Source organism: Microbacterium sp. Beta (assembly GCF_005502545.1).
Classification (GTDB): domain Bacteria; phylum Actinomycetota; class Actinomycetes; order Actinomycetales; family Microbacteriaceae; genus Microbacterium; species Microbacterium oxydans.
The window spans coordinates 1-16,207 of record NZ_SCOG01000032.1 but is presented as its reverse complement, the minus strand read 5'-3'; the positions used below and the strand labels follow the sequence as shown (position 1 = coordinate 16,207).

The following is a 16,207-nucleotide window of genomic DNA, read 5'->3' as shown; positions in this document are numbered from 1 at the left end:
CGAGTGATCGTTACAATCACTCCAGAAACCCTCGCCTAGCTTCTACATGGCGGGGGTTTTGCTTTGCCCGCGGCGAGACCTTTCCACCGACGCCCTGTGATCAACTGGTCCGTATGCGTCCCGAGCAGTCGTCCGTCATCCCGGTCGAAGTCCTCCGAGGCTTCCGGTCCCGGGACGATACGACGCGCGAATGGGCGGCCCAGGTGTCAGCCGTCGCGCTGGACCTGCTGCAGCGGTGGGAGCTCCGCCCTGAAGGCACGGTCCGATCGGGAGAGGCCGGGGTCTTCATTCCGGTGCGCCGTGCCGATGGAACGCCCGCGGCGTTGAAGCTGCAGGTCCCTTGCGCCGAGACCACGGCTGCGATCATCGGCCTCACCCGTTGGCAGGGAGCCGGCATCGTCCGCCTGCTGGACAGTGATGCCGACCGCGGAGGGATGCTGCTCGAACGCCTCCAGGGAGACCGCGCTCTGGAGACCGTCGAAGATGACGATGCTGCCGTCCGCGTGGTCGGTGGCCTCCTCGCACGCCTGCACGCTGTGGCCGCCCCGGACGGGCTCCCCCGGCTCGCGACGGTCACCGCCGAGATGATCGACGATGCTCCTGCGGCAGCGCGCGTGCTCGACGACGACGGCCGGTCGCGGCTGGACCGATGGGTCGACACGGTGTCGGCGGTGGCCGACGACACCGGCGACCGCCTCCTGCACTGGGATCTGCACTACGGCAACGTGCTCGCAGCCGACCGCGAACCCTGGCTGGCGATCGACCCGGAACCGCTCGTCGGCGATCCCGGATTCGACCTCTGGCCCGCGCTCGACAGCGGATGGAGCGACGACCCCACCCGCACCGATGCCCTCCGGCTCGTGCGGCGACGCTTCGACATCCTCACCGAGATGCTCGAGCTCGACCGCCACCGCGCTGCCGCCTGGACCCGTGCCCGCCTGCTGCAGAACACCCTGTGGGACATCGAAGACGGTCAGCCCGCCATCAGCGCGGCAGCGAAGCTGGTTGACGATGCGCTCCTCGCCGCCCACAGCTCCGACATGCGGTGAACGCACCGAAACGGGTTCGCGTCGAGCGCTCCTCGCGAGGTGGAAGGCCCCGTCGTCGTCACAGCGATTCCGCGGCCTCCCGCGCCCGCTCCAGATCGCGCGCCGCCGCTTCCCTTCGCTGAGCCGCGGCGGCGCGCTCCTCCTCTACGCGCGACACCTCGGCCTCGGCGCGCTCGGCATCGGCGCGGGCGCGGGCGAGCTCGGCCTCAAGTTCGGCGGTCCGGTCCGAGAGTTCCGAGATGTGCGCTCGCGCCCTCTGCAGCGCCGCATCCCGCCGTGCGAGTTCGCGCTCCGCGACCGCGTGCTCCTTCTCCGCCGCCGCGATCGCCCGCTCGGCGTCCCGGCGCGCCCGTCGCGCCTGCAATTCATTCGTCGGAGGTCGAGGCGCCGGCTCGCGGTCGGGCACGTCGCCCGCCACCGCCTCACGGATCTCGTTCGCGGTGGCCGAGGGATCGAGAGCCCGCAGCAGTCGGCCGGAAGCGACGGCTGCGGCCGCCGCCGGATCGAAGAACGCCGCCGAGATGGTCTGCTCGACCGCCTCGAGCGTCGACGGCGTCACGCGCTCCCCGCGCGCCGCGGCCAGCTCTCCTGCGGCCTGAGCGAGCCGCCGGGTGAGGGCACGGCGTTCCCGTCCCAGCTTCGCCAGCGCCGGGGCGTCCAGGTCGTCCTGGGCTTCGCGAAGCTCTCGCGCGAGCTCCAGCGCCTCCCCGAGCTGCGCCGCCCGCTCGCGCGCGAACACGTTCACCACCCAGGCCGCGATCGACGGCTTCCTGAGAGCGAGGATCCGGGAGGCGAGCTCCGGATCAGCCTCCCCCGCCCGGGCCTTGCGCGACGCCACGAACGATTCCGGGGCGTCGGAGTACAGCACGGCTGCGATCTCCTCGAACGTGGGACCGACCATGCCGCCACCCTACGCCGATACCGGTCGCCCGCCCGGGCTCCGCCCTGTGATCCCGCCCGCGATCACAGCAGGTCGTACTCCCCGCCGTACGGCACCGCACTGTCGCCGGTGTCCCGCGCGTCGAATTCCACCGTCTCGACCGAGATCACGACGTGTGTGACCGAGGAGATCAACACGCTGACCGAGCGATTGCCCACCACCGAGAATTCGACGAACCCGCCTCCGGTCTGGATTGCCTCCTCTATCCGACCTCTCAGCTCGACGGCATCCTCCCCCTGCGCCAGGAAGAACTCTGATTCATTGAGCGCAATCCGCGTGCGCGCCATCGTCTGCACCTTGTCCTCCGCTCGTTGTCATTCCGTTGTCGTCATGCTGAGACGGTAACGAGTACATCCGGGCTCGCAGAGGGGGTTGCGCATGGGCCGCAGAAGAGGCAGTGCGCCGGTGTACCGTGATCACATGGGCAGACTCCGCTACGACGGGACCTCGGATCCGATCCTCATCGAAGACGCGACTCTGGCGCACCTCAAGATCGTCATCTCGACCAAGCTCCGCCGCCAGGAGAGCTTCATGATGACCTGGCTCCCGGTCAACGGCGGGGTCGACAAGCGCGCCACCGTGTGGATCCATCCGGCGATCCCGCTGCAGTTCGGGTACGACGCCGCCGAGCCTCCGGCGATCGATCCGCGACTGATCGCCGACATGATGCAGGCGCTCAACGCGTCGGGCGAACTCGTGCTCGATCATCTGATCTCCCCCGCCTGACCCCGAGTACCTCCGCAGGACCCGCCGCGGATCCGGCTACGCTGTGCCCGTGGATGCCGCCCCCTATCTCCTGCTCGGTCTGCCGATCCTCGCGCTGATCATCGGCGGCCCGATCCTCAGGAGTCGTATGGGTCGCCGTGCCTCTGCAACCGGAGCCAAGGCAGGAAAGAAGTTCGCGGACGAGAAGCTCGAGACGGCGCTCGGCGAACTCGGCACCACTCTGGTGATCCACGCACCAGAGCCGCGCGCGAGAGAGATCATCGCCTCCGCGATGGCGGGGAAGGAACGGGAGTACGTGATCCGCAGCGACGGCGGTTACGGCATCCGCTTCGTCGAACCCGATGACACGCTCGTCCGACTCGGTCCCGTCACCGAGGGCACCCGGATGCAGATCGAGACCTTCCGCGACTACTTCGGTTTTCCCCAGACCGTTCAGTTCTGGACGGAGCTGCGTGCACGGGTCGCCGCCGCGGCGGAGGCCCACGAGGTCACGGTCGCAGAGGGCAAGCCCATCCGCTACGTCCGCGGCGAGACGATCGACGACCGGAACGCCCGCTGGGTGCAGGCCCCCTGACCTGGGTCACGCGCCTTCAGCCGATGCAGGCGAAACACGGACGCACAACAAACCGCAGACGCAACTAGGCTGGAGGGCGCGCCCCGCCCGCCGGGCCTCCGCCGGGTCACGGTGGTGGCGTGCGCCCTGACGACCTCCTCCGGTCCACACGGTCCCGACTGACGGGACGGAGCCGCCGCTCCCGGTGTGGCCACGCCAGAAAGGCAAATACCCATGAGCGAATCCCCCGGAACCGCAGACCGTGACGGCGAGCGCTCGCCGGACTTCTTCGACCAGCTGATCGAGACCTCGCCCCGCGACCAGCAGGGCGCGTTCACCATCGGCTTCCGCGGATACGACAAGGGCGAGGTCGACGCCGCACTCTCCGCGCTTCGCAACCAGCTCAAGCAGGCCGCCGCAGACGTGGCCGAGGCTCAGGCGCGCGAAGAAGAAGCCGTCGAAGCGGTGCGGGAAGAGGAGCGCAAGGCTCGCGAGGCGCTCGAGAGCGAGCTCACGGCCGCGAACGCCAAGGCCTCCGACGCCGAGCAGCAGGTCGCCACACTCACCTCCGAGCTCGTCGACGCCCCGCAGCCCGACGGCGAGGAGGCCCCGTCGCGCCAGCAGTTCGAAGCGATCCTCCGTGTCGCGGAAGAGCAGGCGAACGTCCTCATCCAGAACGCCGCGGTGCAGGCCGATCGCCTGATGACCTCCGCTCGCGAGGAGGTGGCCGCGCAGCGCGCCGAGGCCGAGGCCGACGCGGAGCGCATCACCGACCAGGCGCAGCGCGACGCCGACCAGGTGCGCCTGAAGATGGACACCGAGTACACGGCTCACGAGGCGCGCATCGAGCGCGAGGCCGCGCACGCCGCGGAGAAGGTGAACCAGGCCGCTCAGGAGGCCACGGCGATCCGCACCGAGGCCGAGAAGGGCGCGGCAGCACTGCGCTCCCTCGTCACCCGTGAGACGACCCAGCTGCGCGCCGATGCCGAGCGCGATGTGCGCGACATGAACGCCCGCGTGCTCGAGTTCGAGGAGACCCTCACCCGCCGTCAGGACGACGCGCAGCAGGAGTTCCTGGTGCTGCACAACCAGGCGGTGGCGCACGCGGAGCGGATCACCAACGACGCCAACGAGCAGGTCACGGCCTCGCTCGAGCACGCCCAGCGCATCTCTGCACGCGCCGAGGACTACGAGCGCCTGACCCGCTCGCAGGCGCAGGCGATCGAGGCCGAGGCTCAGGTCCGCGCACGTGAGACCCTGGAGCGCGCACGCGCCAAGGCCCAGAAGATCGTCGATTCGGTCACCGGCCACACCACTGCCGTGCTGCACGACGCGGAGGACCGCACCCGCCAGCTGCGGTGGCAGCAGCAGCAGCTGTCGAGCTTCATGGCGGAGGTGCGCGAACTCATCCGCCCCGACGGCATCTTCTCCGACGAGTCGCTGCCGACGGAGATCACCGGAGCGGACGCGCCTGCCGCCCCGGCTCCCGAAGCTGCGGTCGCCGACGAGGCGCCGGAGGAGACCTTCCTCGGCGACGAGGTGCTCGAGGACGAACTCGACGATGACCGTCCGCTCGAGAAGATCACGATCGACGTGGTGGAGACCAAGAAGAAGTCCTCAAAGTAGACCCACGAACGACAGAGGCGCGAGCAGGGATTCCTGCTCGCGCCTCTGTCGTTCCCGGACTGATCAGGCCCGGTGATGTCTGTGGGCTACCCCCGGCCGAACTGCGCCACTGCCGGGCAGTCGAAGGGATCGGCTCCGGCGGAGAGACCGACCCGGTTCAGGTACTCGATGACGATCATGTAGGACCGACCGAGGCTGGTCTCCGTGTAGGGCACGTCGTTCGCCGCGCAGTAGTCGCGAACGATCTCCCGCGCCTTCGCGAGGTGCGGTCGCGGCATGCTCGGGAAGAGGTGGTGCTCCACCTGGTAGTTGAGCCCGCCCATGAGCCAGGTCGTCCACCATCCACCGCTGATGTTGCGGGAGGTGCGCACCTGCTTGGTGAAGAAGTCGAGACGGGCGCCGGGCTCGATGATCGGCATCCCCTTGTGGTTAGGCGCGAACGCGGCCCCCATGTAGACGCCGAAGACCGCGAACTGCACCCCCATGAAGGCGAAAGCCATACCGAGGGGGAGCATCATGAACACGGGCACCAGGATGAGGCCGAACCGAAGCGCAATGATGCTCAGCTCGGTCCAGCGTCCCTTGACGTTCTTCGTCGTCATGAGGTACTTCAGGCCGAGGAAGTGGAGGTTCAGCCCCTCGAGGGTGAGGAGCGGGAAGAAGAGCCAGCCCTGCTTGCGGGTGATCAGCTTGATCAGGCCCTTGGACTTGGCGGCATCCTCCTCGAGGAACGAGATCGTGTCGACTTCGATATCGGGGTCCTTGCCGACCTGGTTCGGGTTCCCGTGGTGCTTGGTGTGCTTCGAGTCCCACCACGAGTAGCTCATGCCGATGCTGGCGATCACGATGCGGGCGAGCTTGAAGTTCGCCGGCCCGGTGGAGAGGATCTGGCGGTGCGCGGCCTCATGCCCGAGGAACGCGATCTGCGTCAGGACGATGCCGAGCCCTGCGGCGATGAGCAGCTGGAACCAGCTGTCGCCGAGCAGGATGAAGCCGGTGATGAGACCGCCGAGCGCGACAGCGATGCCGGTGGCCACGAAGATGTAGAACCACTGGGTCCGCTGCAGCAGCCCGGTCTCCTTGACCACCTGCGAAACCTGCTTGTACGCCTTCGCCATGGGAGGGAAGTCTGCGTTGCCGGAATACGTCTGACGAATCGGACCCAGCGTTGCCGCGGTCGGTTCGATCTGTGTGAGGGAGATGATCTTCTCCTGACGATCGGAGCCCTTGAGCTGTGAAAGCCCAAGGCAGCTGCCCAACGCTTACCTCACAGTAGCCCTAGCTCTATACGCGTCAGGGAATACATCGGAACCTCTCGCCGACCCTTCAGCCGAGCCCGGCTGCGGATGTCCGAGGCGGCTCAGGCCCGCGCGCGTCGGGTCCGGCGTCGCCACGCTCGCGGAAGGATCGAGGGGAAGTCGGGGGTCGACCGAGAGGGTCGGTTCGCGTCTTCGAGGGCGCGGAAGGCGGCATCGAGCGAATCGAAGACTCCGAGTTCGGTGCCGTGATTGTCGCGCACGAGGTGCGCGCTGCCGTCGAACTCGACGAAGCCGGCGAACTCGCCGCCGCGCGTCGCGACGTGCACATCGACGTCGGCCTGTTTCCAGGTCAACGGGTCGGAAGGGGGAAGTGTGGTGCTGCTCATGGTCATACTCATTGCTGTGTGGCGGACACGCGTGGCGCTCCGCAAGATGTGAGACCGAGGGCGGATTCCGCACGCATCGATGTGCGCGGTCCGTGATGGCCCTGATCAGTGGCGACGTGGCGGCCGAGAGGGGCGATGCACACACGTTGCTCGACAAGCATAGCAGATCTCCCCTCTCGACCTCAGGAGCCCCGATGCGGCTCAGCTCGACGGCCGGCCGCCGCCTGGCCCGCCCTGACCTCCGCCCGCGGCGGGAGCTGTCTCGGTATCGATGCCGACCACGAGCGTCGCCGTATACCCGCCCTGCACGCCGCCCGTGACCGTGGCCAGTTGCAGCGCTCCGGAATCGTCGCCGAAGACGTTGTCGCTCGCCAGCGTGATCTGCGACAGATTCCTCGCGGACCCGTCGTAGGCCGACTCGGCGTAGACGTCCGCGCATGCCGCTTCCGGAAGTGCCAGCTGCGAGGTGGCGATGGCCGCCGTCGAGTCGGTGATCGAGCCGACATCCGGATACACCTCGAAGTGGATGTGCGGCCAGCGGCCCGAGTAGCACCCGGGGAACACAGAGGTGAACGAGACCCTGCCGTCGGCGTCCGCCACCTGCACACCCCTCAGGTAGGTGACGTCCTCCAGCCCCGAGGAATACATCGAGTACTCTCCCTGGGCGGTGCAGTGCCACGCGTAGACGGCGACACCGGCGAAAGGCAGGCCTCCGTTCGCCAGATCGATGACCCGCAGCTCGAAGGTGAGGGGCGCTCCCTCCGCCGTCGCTCCGCCGTCGATCGAGGACCGGATGTCCTGACGCACGATGCCGGCGTCCTCGAGCACATCGGGCCCGTTCGACCCGTCCCCCGGATACGGCCCCGCCGTCTCGTCGGGGATCTCATCGACGCTCACGGACTCGCCATCCGATGTCGTCGTCGTGCTGGGCATCGGTGTCGACGTCGCAGCTCCGACCGAGTCGGACGGCGTGCAGGCCGCGAGGACCACGGCTCCGATACCGAGCCCCGCGAGGCCGAGCACACCGCGCCGGCTCAGCAGGGTGCGGATGTCGAAGGCCGCGCCCTGGTCGACGACCTCCTCGTCGGCACGATCGAGCAGCCTCCCCTCGTACGCCGGACCATCGGGGGTCTGGGTGGGTTCCGGAATGCTCATGATGCTCTCCTCCTCGACGAACTGTTGGTGATGACCACCAGCGTCGCGGAGCTTCCGATCAGGCGCTCCTGCGCCCGCTATGCCTTCTCTATGTGTGAGGAATCGACCGGCGGACGCAGCACCAGCACCACCACGACTCCGACGAGGATGAGGGCGGTGAGCGTCACCGGAACCGGCAGCACGGGGTCGAGCAGCACCAGCACCGCCGCGACCGGGACGACCGTGTTCACGACACGATCCGCGTTCTCACGGATGGCGATCCACCAGATGCCCACCAGGAAGATCGCGATCGGGATGGTGACCGTGAACGATGCGGCGATGTTCGACAGATGGCTCTTCCCGGTCAGGACGTCGAGCTCCACCTCGATGCCCGCCGAGAAGGCGGCCGCCGCCGCGAAGACGGAGTAGTGCGTGTATCCGTAGCGCAGCGACCGCGCGAAGCTCGAGATGGCACGGTGATGCGGCGGCCAGAAGTAGATCCACCAGAGAGACGCCGTCACGACGAGCGTCAGCACCGAGATCGCGATCAGCGGCCCGAGACTCTCGACCTTGTCGAGTGCATCGATGATCGCGTTCGCCGAGGCCAGCAGGCTCTCGCCGAGCACGATGAGGGTGAAGAGTCCGTAGCGCTCGGTGATGTGATGCGGATGCCACGGATTCTGCTTGCGGAACTCGGCGAACACCGGGACGCTGATCTCGATCAGGGCGAACAGCACGAACGCGGCGATCTGCAGGGGGCCGGTGGGTATGAGGAGGAACAGGATCCACAGCACCTGGACGGCAGCGATGCCGAACGCGTACCGTCGCGTCACCGACCGCAGCGGACCGGCCGACCGCGACGCCCGCAGCCACTGCGCCACCATCGCCACGCGCATCACGACGTACCCGAGCACGGGAACGGTGAAGTCCCCCTCGTTGAACGCTCGGGGGATGCCGGCGGCGAAGACGAGGACGCCGCCCATCTGCACGAAGGTCGTGACGCGGTAGAGCCAGTCGTCCGTGTCGAACGATGTGGCGAACCAGGTGAAGTTCATCCAGGCCCACCAGATCGCGAAGAACAGCATCGCGTAGGAGGTGATGCCGTGCAGGAACTCTCCTTCGCTGAGGGCGTGGTGCAGCTGAGCGGAGGCGATGCTCACCGCCACCACGAAGACGAGGTCGAAGAAGAGCTCGAGCGGACTAGCGGTGCGATGCGGCTGCGCCGGGTCGCGCGGCAGCATGGTTCGCAGCTGGAAGCGTGGACGGTCGATGTTCGCGGTCACCGCGACAGGATAGCCCTCCGGCGGCCGCCTCCCGCAGCCGCCGTTCATCCAATCAACAGAATTACCTTCCGGTGGAGCCCGTGTTCCGCTACACTGGCTCGAGTCTGCAGTGCCTGCTGTCAGCGATCACCGTGTGGGACGGTGAGAACGCACTCCGTGATGTGGGAATCATGGGGAGTCTCAGCAGGACCCGAGGGGTCGGGACGCAGACGAAAGCCGTGAGCGTGGGGTTCATGGTCTGGGGAAACTGGGGAAACACATGTCGCACTGGGGATTTCTGCGTACATTCACGGCTCATGGGGCCTCGGCATGACTTCCGTCGAGGATGCCCTGAGCATCGCTCGTACGGGCTTCGTGCCGGTCGCGGCTCCGCGAGCCACGAAGTCGGTGACGCGCACGGTGGTCACGCCGCGCGCTTCGGCGACTCTGGAACGGCGCCGTCAGTGGGAACGTCGCTATCGGATGCAGCTGCGGATCACGGATGCGGCCGTCATCCTGTTCGCACTCGGTCTGACAGCAACGATCCAGCTGGCGAACGGCGTCTCCGGGCCTGAGGTCCTGCGCGACGGCATTCCGCTCGCCGCGCTGTGGTACCTCCTGCTGAGCGCGCTACACACGCGGGACGCCGCGTTGTTCCGCGCCAGCGCCACCGAGTACCGCGGCGTCGTGCACGCCACGGGACTCGCGTTCGGGATCATCGCCATCGTGGCGGTGCTGCTCGCCTGGAAGACGATGCAACTGACGCTGCTGCTGGGGCTGCCCGTCGGTGTGCTGACTCTCCTGGTGACCAGGTGGCTGTGGCGTCACTGGCTGCAGAAGCAGCGATCCCAGGGAAGGTTCGCCTCCCGCACCCTCGTCGTCGGCAATAGGGACGACGTGGAGTATGTGGTCCGGACGCTGCACCCGATCGGCGCATCCGGCTACCAGGTGGTCGGCGCGACGCTGCTCGACGGCAACGCTCGCGACATCGTGATCGACGACACGCGGTTCCCGGTCCTGGGGAACGTGAACTCCGTGTCGTCGGTCGCGGCCGAGGTCGGTGCCGACACGATCATCGTGGCGAGCCGCCCCGAGGGCGAGCCCGAGTTCGTGAAGCAGCTCAGCTGGCAGCTGGAAGGGACCGCCGCCGAGCTCGTGCTCTCGAGTCGCCTCACCGACGTCGCGGGTCCGCGGATCTCCTTCGCGCCGGTGGAGGGACTGCCACTGATCCAGGTGCAGATCCCCACCTATGAAGGTGGCCAGCACCTGCTCAAGCGCGCCCTCGACATCGCCGTGGCCACGGTCGCGCTGATTCCGATCGCGCTGCTGGCTCCCGTGCTCGCGCTGCTGATCAAGCTGGACTCCCCCGGTCCGGTCTTCTTCTTCCAGGAGCGGGTCGGCCGCGACGGTCGACGGTTCAAGATGGTCAAGTTCCGGTCGATGAAGACGGACGCCGAGCAGCAGCTCGCCCTGCTCAAGGAGCAGAACCAGGGCGCCGGACTCCTGTTCAAGATGAAGGACGACCCCCGCGTCACCCGGGTCGGCCGAGTGCTGCGCAAGCTCTCCCTCGACGAGCTGCCGCAGTTCTGGAACGTCCTCATCGGCGACATGAGCGTGGTGGGGCCTCGGCCGCCGCTGCCCAGCGAGGTCACCGCCTACGACGGCACCGTCTTCCGACGCCTGTACATCAAGCCGGGGATCACGGGGCTGTGGCAGGTCTCCGGTCGGAGCGACCTCTCCTGGGACGAGAGTGTCCGGCTCGACCTGCGCTACGTCGAGAACTGGTCCGTGATGAACGACCTGCAGATCATGTGGCGCACCGCCAAGGTCATGGTGCAGCCCAGCGGGGCATACTGATCGGATGAGCAATTCGAACCGCCTCACCATCGCGATGGTGGGGACCAGAGGAGTGCCCGCAGCATACGGCGGCTTCGAGACCGCCATCGAAGAGGTCGGACGCCGTCTCGCCGACCGCGGACACGATGTCGTCGTGTACACCCGCGGCTCCGAGCGGCGCGAGAAGGAGTACCTCGGTATGAGGGTCGTGCACCTTCCCGCGATCCCGGTGAAGCAGATCGAGACGCTGAGCCACACGGGGCTGTCGGCTCTGCACCTCATGTTCCGGCGGCGGCCGGATGCGACCTTCGTCTTCAACGCGGCGAACTCCCCGTTCCTGCCCCTGCTGCGATTGCGCCGCGCGCCGGTCGCCCTGCACATGGATGGACTGGAATGGCGACGCTCGAAGTGGGGTCCGCGCGGCAAGGCGTACTACCGCTGGGCTGAGCAGTTCGGGGTGCGCACGGCCGATGCGCTGATCGCGGATGCGCCCGGAATCGCCGACTACTACCGGCACCAGTTCGACGTTCCGACCGAGCTCATCCGCTACGGCGCCCCGATCCTCGACCAGCTCCCGGAACGTGGCGTCGCCGAGATGGACCTCACCCCTGAGGGGTATCACCTGGTCGTCGCCCGGTTCGAACCGGAGAACCATGTGCTCGAGATCGTCCGGGGTTACCGCGACAGCGACGCGAAGCTGCCGCTCGTCGTCGTCGGCTCGGCGCCCTACAGCGCGGGGTACACCCAGGAGATCCAGCGTGTGGCGGACGGCGACGACCGCATCCGTCTCGTGGGGGGCGTCTACGACCAGGAGCTGCTCGATGCGCTCTATGCGAATGCGCTCACGTATCTGCACGGCCACTCTGTGGGCGGCACCAACCCCTCGCTCCTGCGCGCCATGGGGGCCGGGACCGCTGTCATCGGCTTCGACGTCCCCTTCAACCGCGAGGTACTCGACGGCAACGGGTGGTTCTTCGCGGATGCCGCCCAGGTCGCCGAGCAGGTGATGGCCGCCGAGTCCGACCCGGCAGCGACCGCGGCCAAGGGCAGCACCGTGCAAGAGATCGCCCGCACCCGCTTCCGCTGGGATGATGTCGCGGACGAGTACGAGGCACTCGCGCAGCGGATCTCCGAAGGCGCGACCATTCACCCCTCAGCCAGGCGGGCACGCCGACGGTCGACGGACTGGGCGCCCGTTCGCGCCGAATCGAGCACTTCGTGAGCAACGAGTCGAAGCGACCGACCGTCCTCCTCGTCCACCCCGGCGCCGAGATGTTCGGGTCCGATCGCATGCTCCTGGAGAGTGCCATCGGCCTCGTCGAATCGGGCGCGCGCGTCATCGTCGCTCTGCCGAGTTCCGGCCTTCTCGTGAACGAGTTGCGTGCGGCCGGCGCAGAGGTCGTCATCCTGCCGATGCTCGTGCTCCGCAAAGTGCTGCTCACCCCGCGCGGACTGCCGAGGCTGTTCCGAGACACGTTCCGAGGGCTGGGCGCTGCCTGGCGGCTGATCGGCCGGCTGCGTCCCGACGTCGTGTACGTCTCGACGATCATCATCCCCGAGTGGCCGCTGATCGCCCGGCTGCGCGGAGTCCGCACCGTGAGCCACGTGCATGAAGCCGAGGCCTCGGGCAACAGGATCGTCAATGCTCTCCTCTACTCCCCCCATCTGGCCTCCCATCAGACCCTCGTGAACAGCCGGTTCAGTCTGGACACCATCCGCACCGCGCTCCCCGCCCTGGCCCGGCGCTCGCACGTGGTGTACAACGGCGTCGCTTCTCCCCCGCACCCGCTGTCTCCCCGTCCCCGCACAGAGGGCCCCCTCCGCGTGCTCTACATCGGGCGTCTCTCCCCCCGCAAGGGCCCCGATCTCGTGATCGCGGCGGCCTCACGACTCCACTCCGCCGGGCGCGCAGTGGAGGTCACCCTCCTCGGCGCGGTGTTCGAGGGCTACGAGTGGTTCGAACGCGACCTTCGTGCGCAGGCGTCCGAGGCCGGGGTCACCGTCGACTTCGCCGGATTCCACACCGACATCTGGCCGTTCCTCGAGAAGGCCGATGTGCTGCTCGTGCCATCGCGCGTCGACGAACCCTTCGGGAACACCGCCGTCGAAGGCGTCCTCGCCCTGCGACCGGTGATCGCGAGCGACAGCAGCGGACTCCGGGAAGCAGCAGGCGGTTACGGCACGGCGAGGCTGGTCGCGGCCGGCGACGCGGAGGCGATCGCTTCCGCGCTGACCGACATCGACGCCCGGTGGGATGAGATCGTCTCGACCGTCGCAGACAGCCGCGCCGAGGCCCTGCGCAGGCACGCGCCTCAGGTCTACCGCTCGAGCATCTCGACGCATCTCCTGGGCTGACCCGCACCCCGGTCTGCCACACCCGCCGGCGGGTCAGCGCTCTCGCTACACCTGTTCCAGCTCGCCCACGGTGAGCCGCTTCTTGTTCCGGACGATGTAGATCGAGAACGGGATCAGCTGGCACACCACGAGGGCGAAGGCGACGCCGATCAGGGGTCCGGCGATGCCCAGCACAGGAGTGAGCACGAACGAGAGGGTGATGCCCACGGCCGCCATGCTGAGCGTGGGGATCACCTGGAAGCGGATTCCCGGCTTGTCCATGATGAACATCCCCAGGGGGTACACGGCCGCCGTCATCATGATCATCAGACCGAAGGCGAAGATCGTGCTCGTGCGCACCGTCAGCTCACCCTGGGTGATGAACCCGAACAGCCACGGGCCGACGAGCCACACCATCACAGTCGCGACGCCGATCGCCGCAGCGAACAAGACCGACAGCAGGAACGGCCCACGCCGGAGGTCACCGTCGTGGCGGCTCTTCGCGAAGTGCGGCCAGAGCGCGAGTCCACCGGCCATCACGAGTCCGTTGAGGGCGAAGAACACCTGGCCCGCCACGCCGTACTCGGCGACGTCGGTGGGTCCGCCCAGCTGAGCGATCACGTAGCGCTGCGAGCCGACGGCGATCGGATACGTCACCATCTGGGCGAGCATCGGCCACCCGACGTCCATCACCCGCACGCCCGGGTAGCGGCGAGGATGCAGGACCATCCGGGCGGCCGAGGGGATCAGCGGCGAAGTCGTGCGAGCCGTGATGAGGATGCCGAGCACGGATACCAGGAAAGACGCGCCGAAGGAGGCGATCGCCACGAAGGAATGGAGATTCTCGCCACCGAAGGTGAGCATCAGCCAGACGCCCGTCATCGTGAGCGGCGAGATCAGCCCCTGGAGGAGGATCACGATGTGGTTGCGACGCTGGCCCAGCATGATCCGCGCCCACACCCCGAGCGGGATGCCGAGACAGAAGATCGTGACGCAGTAGAAAGCGGCCAACGAGGCACCCGGTCGCCCTCCGGCTTCACCGAACACCAGCTCCCAGGCACCCGTGAGCACGAGCACCGTGTTGATCGCCATCGCCGTGGCGGCGAAGGTGAGCAGCACTCGGCCGACGGAGGTGAGCTGGTACCGCAGCTTCTCGTCGGTGCGCACGTTCGTGCTGGTCGCGACAGCGTTGACGAGGACCGCGCCGCTGCCGAGGTCTGTGAACGTCAGCAGCGAGGGGATGGTCGTCAACAACGTGTACAGGGCGAAGCTGTCGACGCCGGCGCCGCCGATGATCATCCGGGTCGTGATGACGCCGCAGACAAGCGCGATGACCATCGTCAGCGCACGCGCGCCGACAGCGAGAAGAGAACCCATGTTTACATCGTCACCGGGGCAGGGCTCCCAGTGTCGTGCTGCTGCCGGGGAGTCGCGATACTGAGGCGATGTCGGACGGCACCGGCACCGCCACCGACCCCTGCGTCGCGGCGAACTGCGGCAGCAGGGCGAAGCCGGCGTCGACCACCGGGGCTCCCTCGACGAACTGCGACCGTCGATCCTGCCCCGTGGCCGCGGTGAACGCGGCCAGCGTATCCGTCACCGCGGGGTCTCTCGAGACGGAGCCCTTCGACCACGCGGAGAACCAGCGGGGGGTGCCCGGTGACGTGCGGTGATAGAGGTTTCCGTTGACGCTCGACATCATCTGCGAACCCGTGTACTGCAAGGAGAAGTCCTGGACGCAGACCAGGCAGTTGCCCGCGCTCTCGGCCACGATGTTGTTCGATGCCACGATGTTCCTCGTGATCCAGGACGCCTCGGGTGCGTACCGCGTCCGCGGGTCGTGCCCCGGCGTGTTCGGGTCGGAGGCGCGGCGGGCGTCCATCGCGATGCTGATGTTCCGGTTCCCGTTGCCGACCAGCGTGTTGTTCCAGATCTTGACGCTGCCGGAGTTCAGCACCCACAGGCCGAACTCTCCGTTTCGGGCGATGACGTTGTCGGCGATGACCGCACGTTCCGACAGCTCCACCATCACGCCATGCCCGGTGTTGCCGATCACATCGTTCCCGGTGAACGCGATATCGAGGACGGACTCGTCGAACCATGGTCCGCGGCCGTCGTTCCCGGTGAACGCGCTGTCCGTGACGGTCACCCCCCTGGTGCGGGTGACCTTGAACGCGCCGGACACCGGTGCGTCGTTGAAGTGCTCCATGTTGTTGCCCACGGAGAGCATCTGCGTCACGGTCAGTCCGTCGGCCTGCGATGCGCCGCCGCCCAGCAGACCGTTGCCGATCAGGGAGACACGGGTCAGCGTGGTCGCCGGCGCCCACGAGTAGAAGCCTGTGGTCGAGTTGTCGCGGATCGTCACATCGGTGAGCGACACGTGCGGTGCAGCGGCGATGACCGTGCCCATCTGCGGGACACTGGTGGCGTATCGGCGCACTCCGATCCCGCGCACCTCGGTCCCTGCGGAGCGGATGGAGAGCGCCTGCGTGAGCACGCTCGCCTCGACCGACTTGCCCGAGGGGTTCGTTCCGATCACCAGACGCTTGGCGGAATCGTCGACGAAGAAAGTGCCTTCCGCGACCTGGGCGACGGATGCGACCTCGCGCAGCTGGACTCCTGCCACCCAGACCTGATCCGGGTGCGCGGCCATCGGGTGCGCCGGATCGACGAATCTCCACTCCGCCACCGTGTTGTCGGGCGCGCCCTTCGTGTAGGTCGGACTCGCATCGAGGGCTGTGTTCCAGCCGTCGACGAACCAGGTGCTTCCCGAGGCCTTCCAGCCGGTGACCGGCTCGGCGCCGTCGAACCACACGGACTCGTTGGGTGCCGGCTGGATGGTGACCCGCTTCTGCGCGGGCACCACGACCTCTTCGTGGTACGAGCCGCCACGCAGGACGATCGTCCCCCCGTTAGGGACGATGCGGAGCGCGGCAGCGACCGACTTGACCGGTGCGTTCCTGGTGCCGGAGGCTCCGTCGAACCCTGCAGGTGAGACGTAGACGGCCGTCGCCGGAGCTTCGTACACGAGCGTCCCTGGGGCTTTGGCCCCTGGTTCGCCGCGCAGGCCCTCAGGCGTCACGGGAGGTACCGGCTCGGGTT

15 protein-coding genes are annotated in these 16,207 nt (G+C 67.8%); 7 read left to right on the top strand and 8 right to left on the bottom strand.

Annotated elements, in window-relative coordinates:
• Positions 1–113: 113 nt before the first annotated feature.
• Positions 114–1,049 (top strand): aminoglycoside phosphotransferase family protein, encoded by a 936-nt coding sequence (locus FFS56_RS19005; RefSeq protein ID WP_127011757.1) that lies wholly within the window; start codon positions 114–116, stop codon positions 1,047–1,049.
• A gap of 58 nt (positions 1,050–1,107) precedes the next feature.
• On the opposite strand, the gene FFS56_RS19000 is transcribed toward FFS56_RS19005, so the two are convergent.
• A complete protein-coding gene (locus tag FFS56_RS19000) occupies positions 1,108–1,950 on the bottom strand; it encodes a transposase (RefSeq protein WP_127011756.1) in 843 nt (280 codons plus the stop codon).
• Between the two features lie 62 nt (positions 1,951–2,012).
• Positions 2,013–2,276 carry a hypothetical protein gene (locus tag FFS56_RS18995; protein ID WP_218867944.1) on the bottom strand — a complete coding sequence of 88 codons (264 nt, stop codon included), beginning with the start codon at positions 2,274–2,276 and terminating at the stop codon, positions 2,013–2,015.
• Positions 2,277–2,409: 133 nt separating this feature from the next.
• Between FFS56_RS18995 and FFS56_RS18990 the strand changes: the two genes are divergently transcribed.
• From FFS56_RS18990 to FFS56_RS18980, 3 genes are all read left to right on the top strand, one after another.
• Positions 2,410–2,715, top strand: coding sequence for a hypothetical protein (locus FFS56_RS18990; protein ID WP_046746757.1), 306 nt, complete (start codon positions 2,410–2,412; stop codon positions 2,713–2,715).
• 49 nt (positions 2,716–2,764) lie between these two features.
• Positions 2,765–3,289, top strand: a complete 525-nt coding sequence (locus tag FFS56_RS18985) for a hypothetical protein (protein ID WP_230977961.1) — start codon at positions 2,765–2,767, stop codon at positions 3,287–3,289.
• A gap of 213 nt (positions 3,290–3,502) precedes the next feature.
• Positions 3,503–4,894, top strand: a complete 1,392-nt coding sequence (locus FFS56_RS18980; protein WP_046746759.1) for a hypothetical protein — start codon at positions 3,503–3,505, stop codon at positions 4,892–4,894.
• Between the two features lie 86 nt (positions 4,895–4,980).
• Here the strand turns inward: FFS56_RS18980 and FFS56_RS18975 are convergent, their stop codons facing one another.
• The 4 genes from FFS56_RS18975 to FFS56_RS18960 all read right to left on the bottom strand — a co-directional run bounded on the left by FFS56_RS18975 (position 4,981) and on the right by FFS56_RS18960 (position 8,956).
• Positions 4,981–6,099, bottom strand: coding sequence for an acyl-CoA desaturase (locus tag FFS56_RS18975; protein ID WP_331454392.1), 1,119 nt, complete (start codon positions 6,097–6,099; stop codon positions 4,981–4,983).
• 155 nt (positions 6,100–6,254) lie between these two features.
• Positions 6,255–6,539 (bottom strand): hypothetical protein, encoded by a 285-nt coding sequence (locus FFS56_RS18970; protein ID WP_127011755.1) that lies wholly within the window; start codon positions 6,537–6,539, stop codon positions 6,255–6,257.
• 201 nt (positions 6,540–6,740) lie between these two features.
• Positions 6,741–7,694, bottom strand: a complete 954-nt coding sequence (locus FFS56_RS18965) for an intradiol ring-cleavage dioxygenase (RefSeq protein WP_137772253.1) — start codon at positions 7,692–7,694, stop codon at positions 6,741–6,743.
• Positions 7,695–7,771: 77 nt separating this feature from the next.
• A complete protein-coding gene (locus FFS56_RS18960) occupies positions 7,772–8,956 on the bottom strand; it encodes a low temperature requirement protein A (protein ID WP_233437379.1) in 1,185 nt (394 codons plus the stop codon).
• Between the two features lie 309 nt (positions 8,957–9,265).
• Here FFS56_RS18960 and FFS56_RS18955 point away from each other — a divergent pair, with 309 nt between their 5' ends.
• Genes FFS56_RS18955 through FFS56_RS18945 form a run of 3 tightly spaced genes read left to right on the top strand, consistent with a single transcriptional unit; the run spans position 9,266 to position 13,126 of the window.
• On the top strand, positions 9,266–10,792 hold the full coding sequence (locus tag FFS56_RS18955) for a sugar transferase (RefSeq protein WP_046746648.1): 1,527 nt from the start codon (positions 9,266–9,268) through the stop codon (positions 10,790–10,792).
• 4 nt (positions 10,793–10,796) lie between these two features.
• Positions 10,797–11,993 (top strand): glycosyltransferase, encoded by a 1,197-nt coding sequence (locus tag FFS56_RS18950; protein ID WP_127011754.1) that lies wholly within the window; start codon positions 10,797–10,799, stop codon positions 11,991–11,993.
• Positions 11,990–13,126 carry a glycosyltransferase gene (locus FFS56_RS18945; RefSeq protein WP_046746650.1) on the top strand — a complete coding sequence of 379 codons (1,137 nt, stop codon included), beginning with the start codon at positions 11,990–11,992 and terminating at the stop codon, positions 13,124–13,126. The genes FFS56_RS18950 and FFS56_RS18945 overlap by 4 nt, the downstream gene beginning before the upstream one ends.
• A 45-nt stretch (positions 13,127–13,171) precedes the next feature.
• Here FFS56_RS18945 and FFS56_RS18940 read toward each other — a convergent pair whose 3' ends face one another.
• Together FFS56_RS18940 and FFS56_RS18935 are read right to left on the bottom strand one after the other, a co-directional pair.
• A complete protein-coding gene (locus tag FFS56_RS18940) occupies positions 13,172–14,482 on the bottom strand; it encodes a hypothetical protein (protein WP_046746651.1) in 1,311 nt (436 codons plus the stop codon).
• Between the two features lie 10 nt (positions 14,483–14,492).
• Positions 14,493–16,207 (bottom strand): right-handed parallel beta-helix repeat-containing protein (locus FFS56_RS18935; protein ID WP_212742684.1); only part of this gene is annotated, 1,715 nt, incomplete at its 5' end.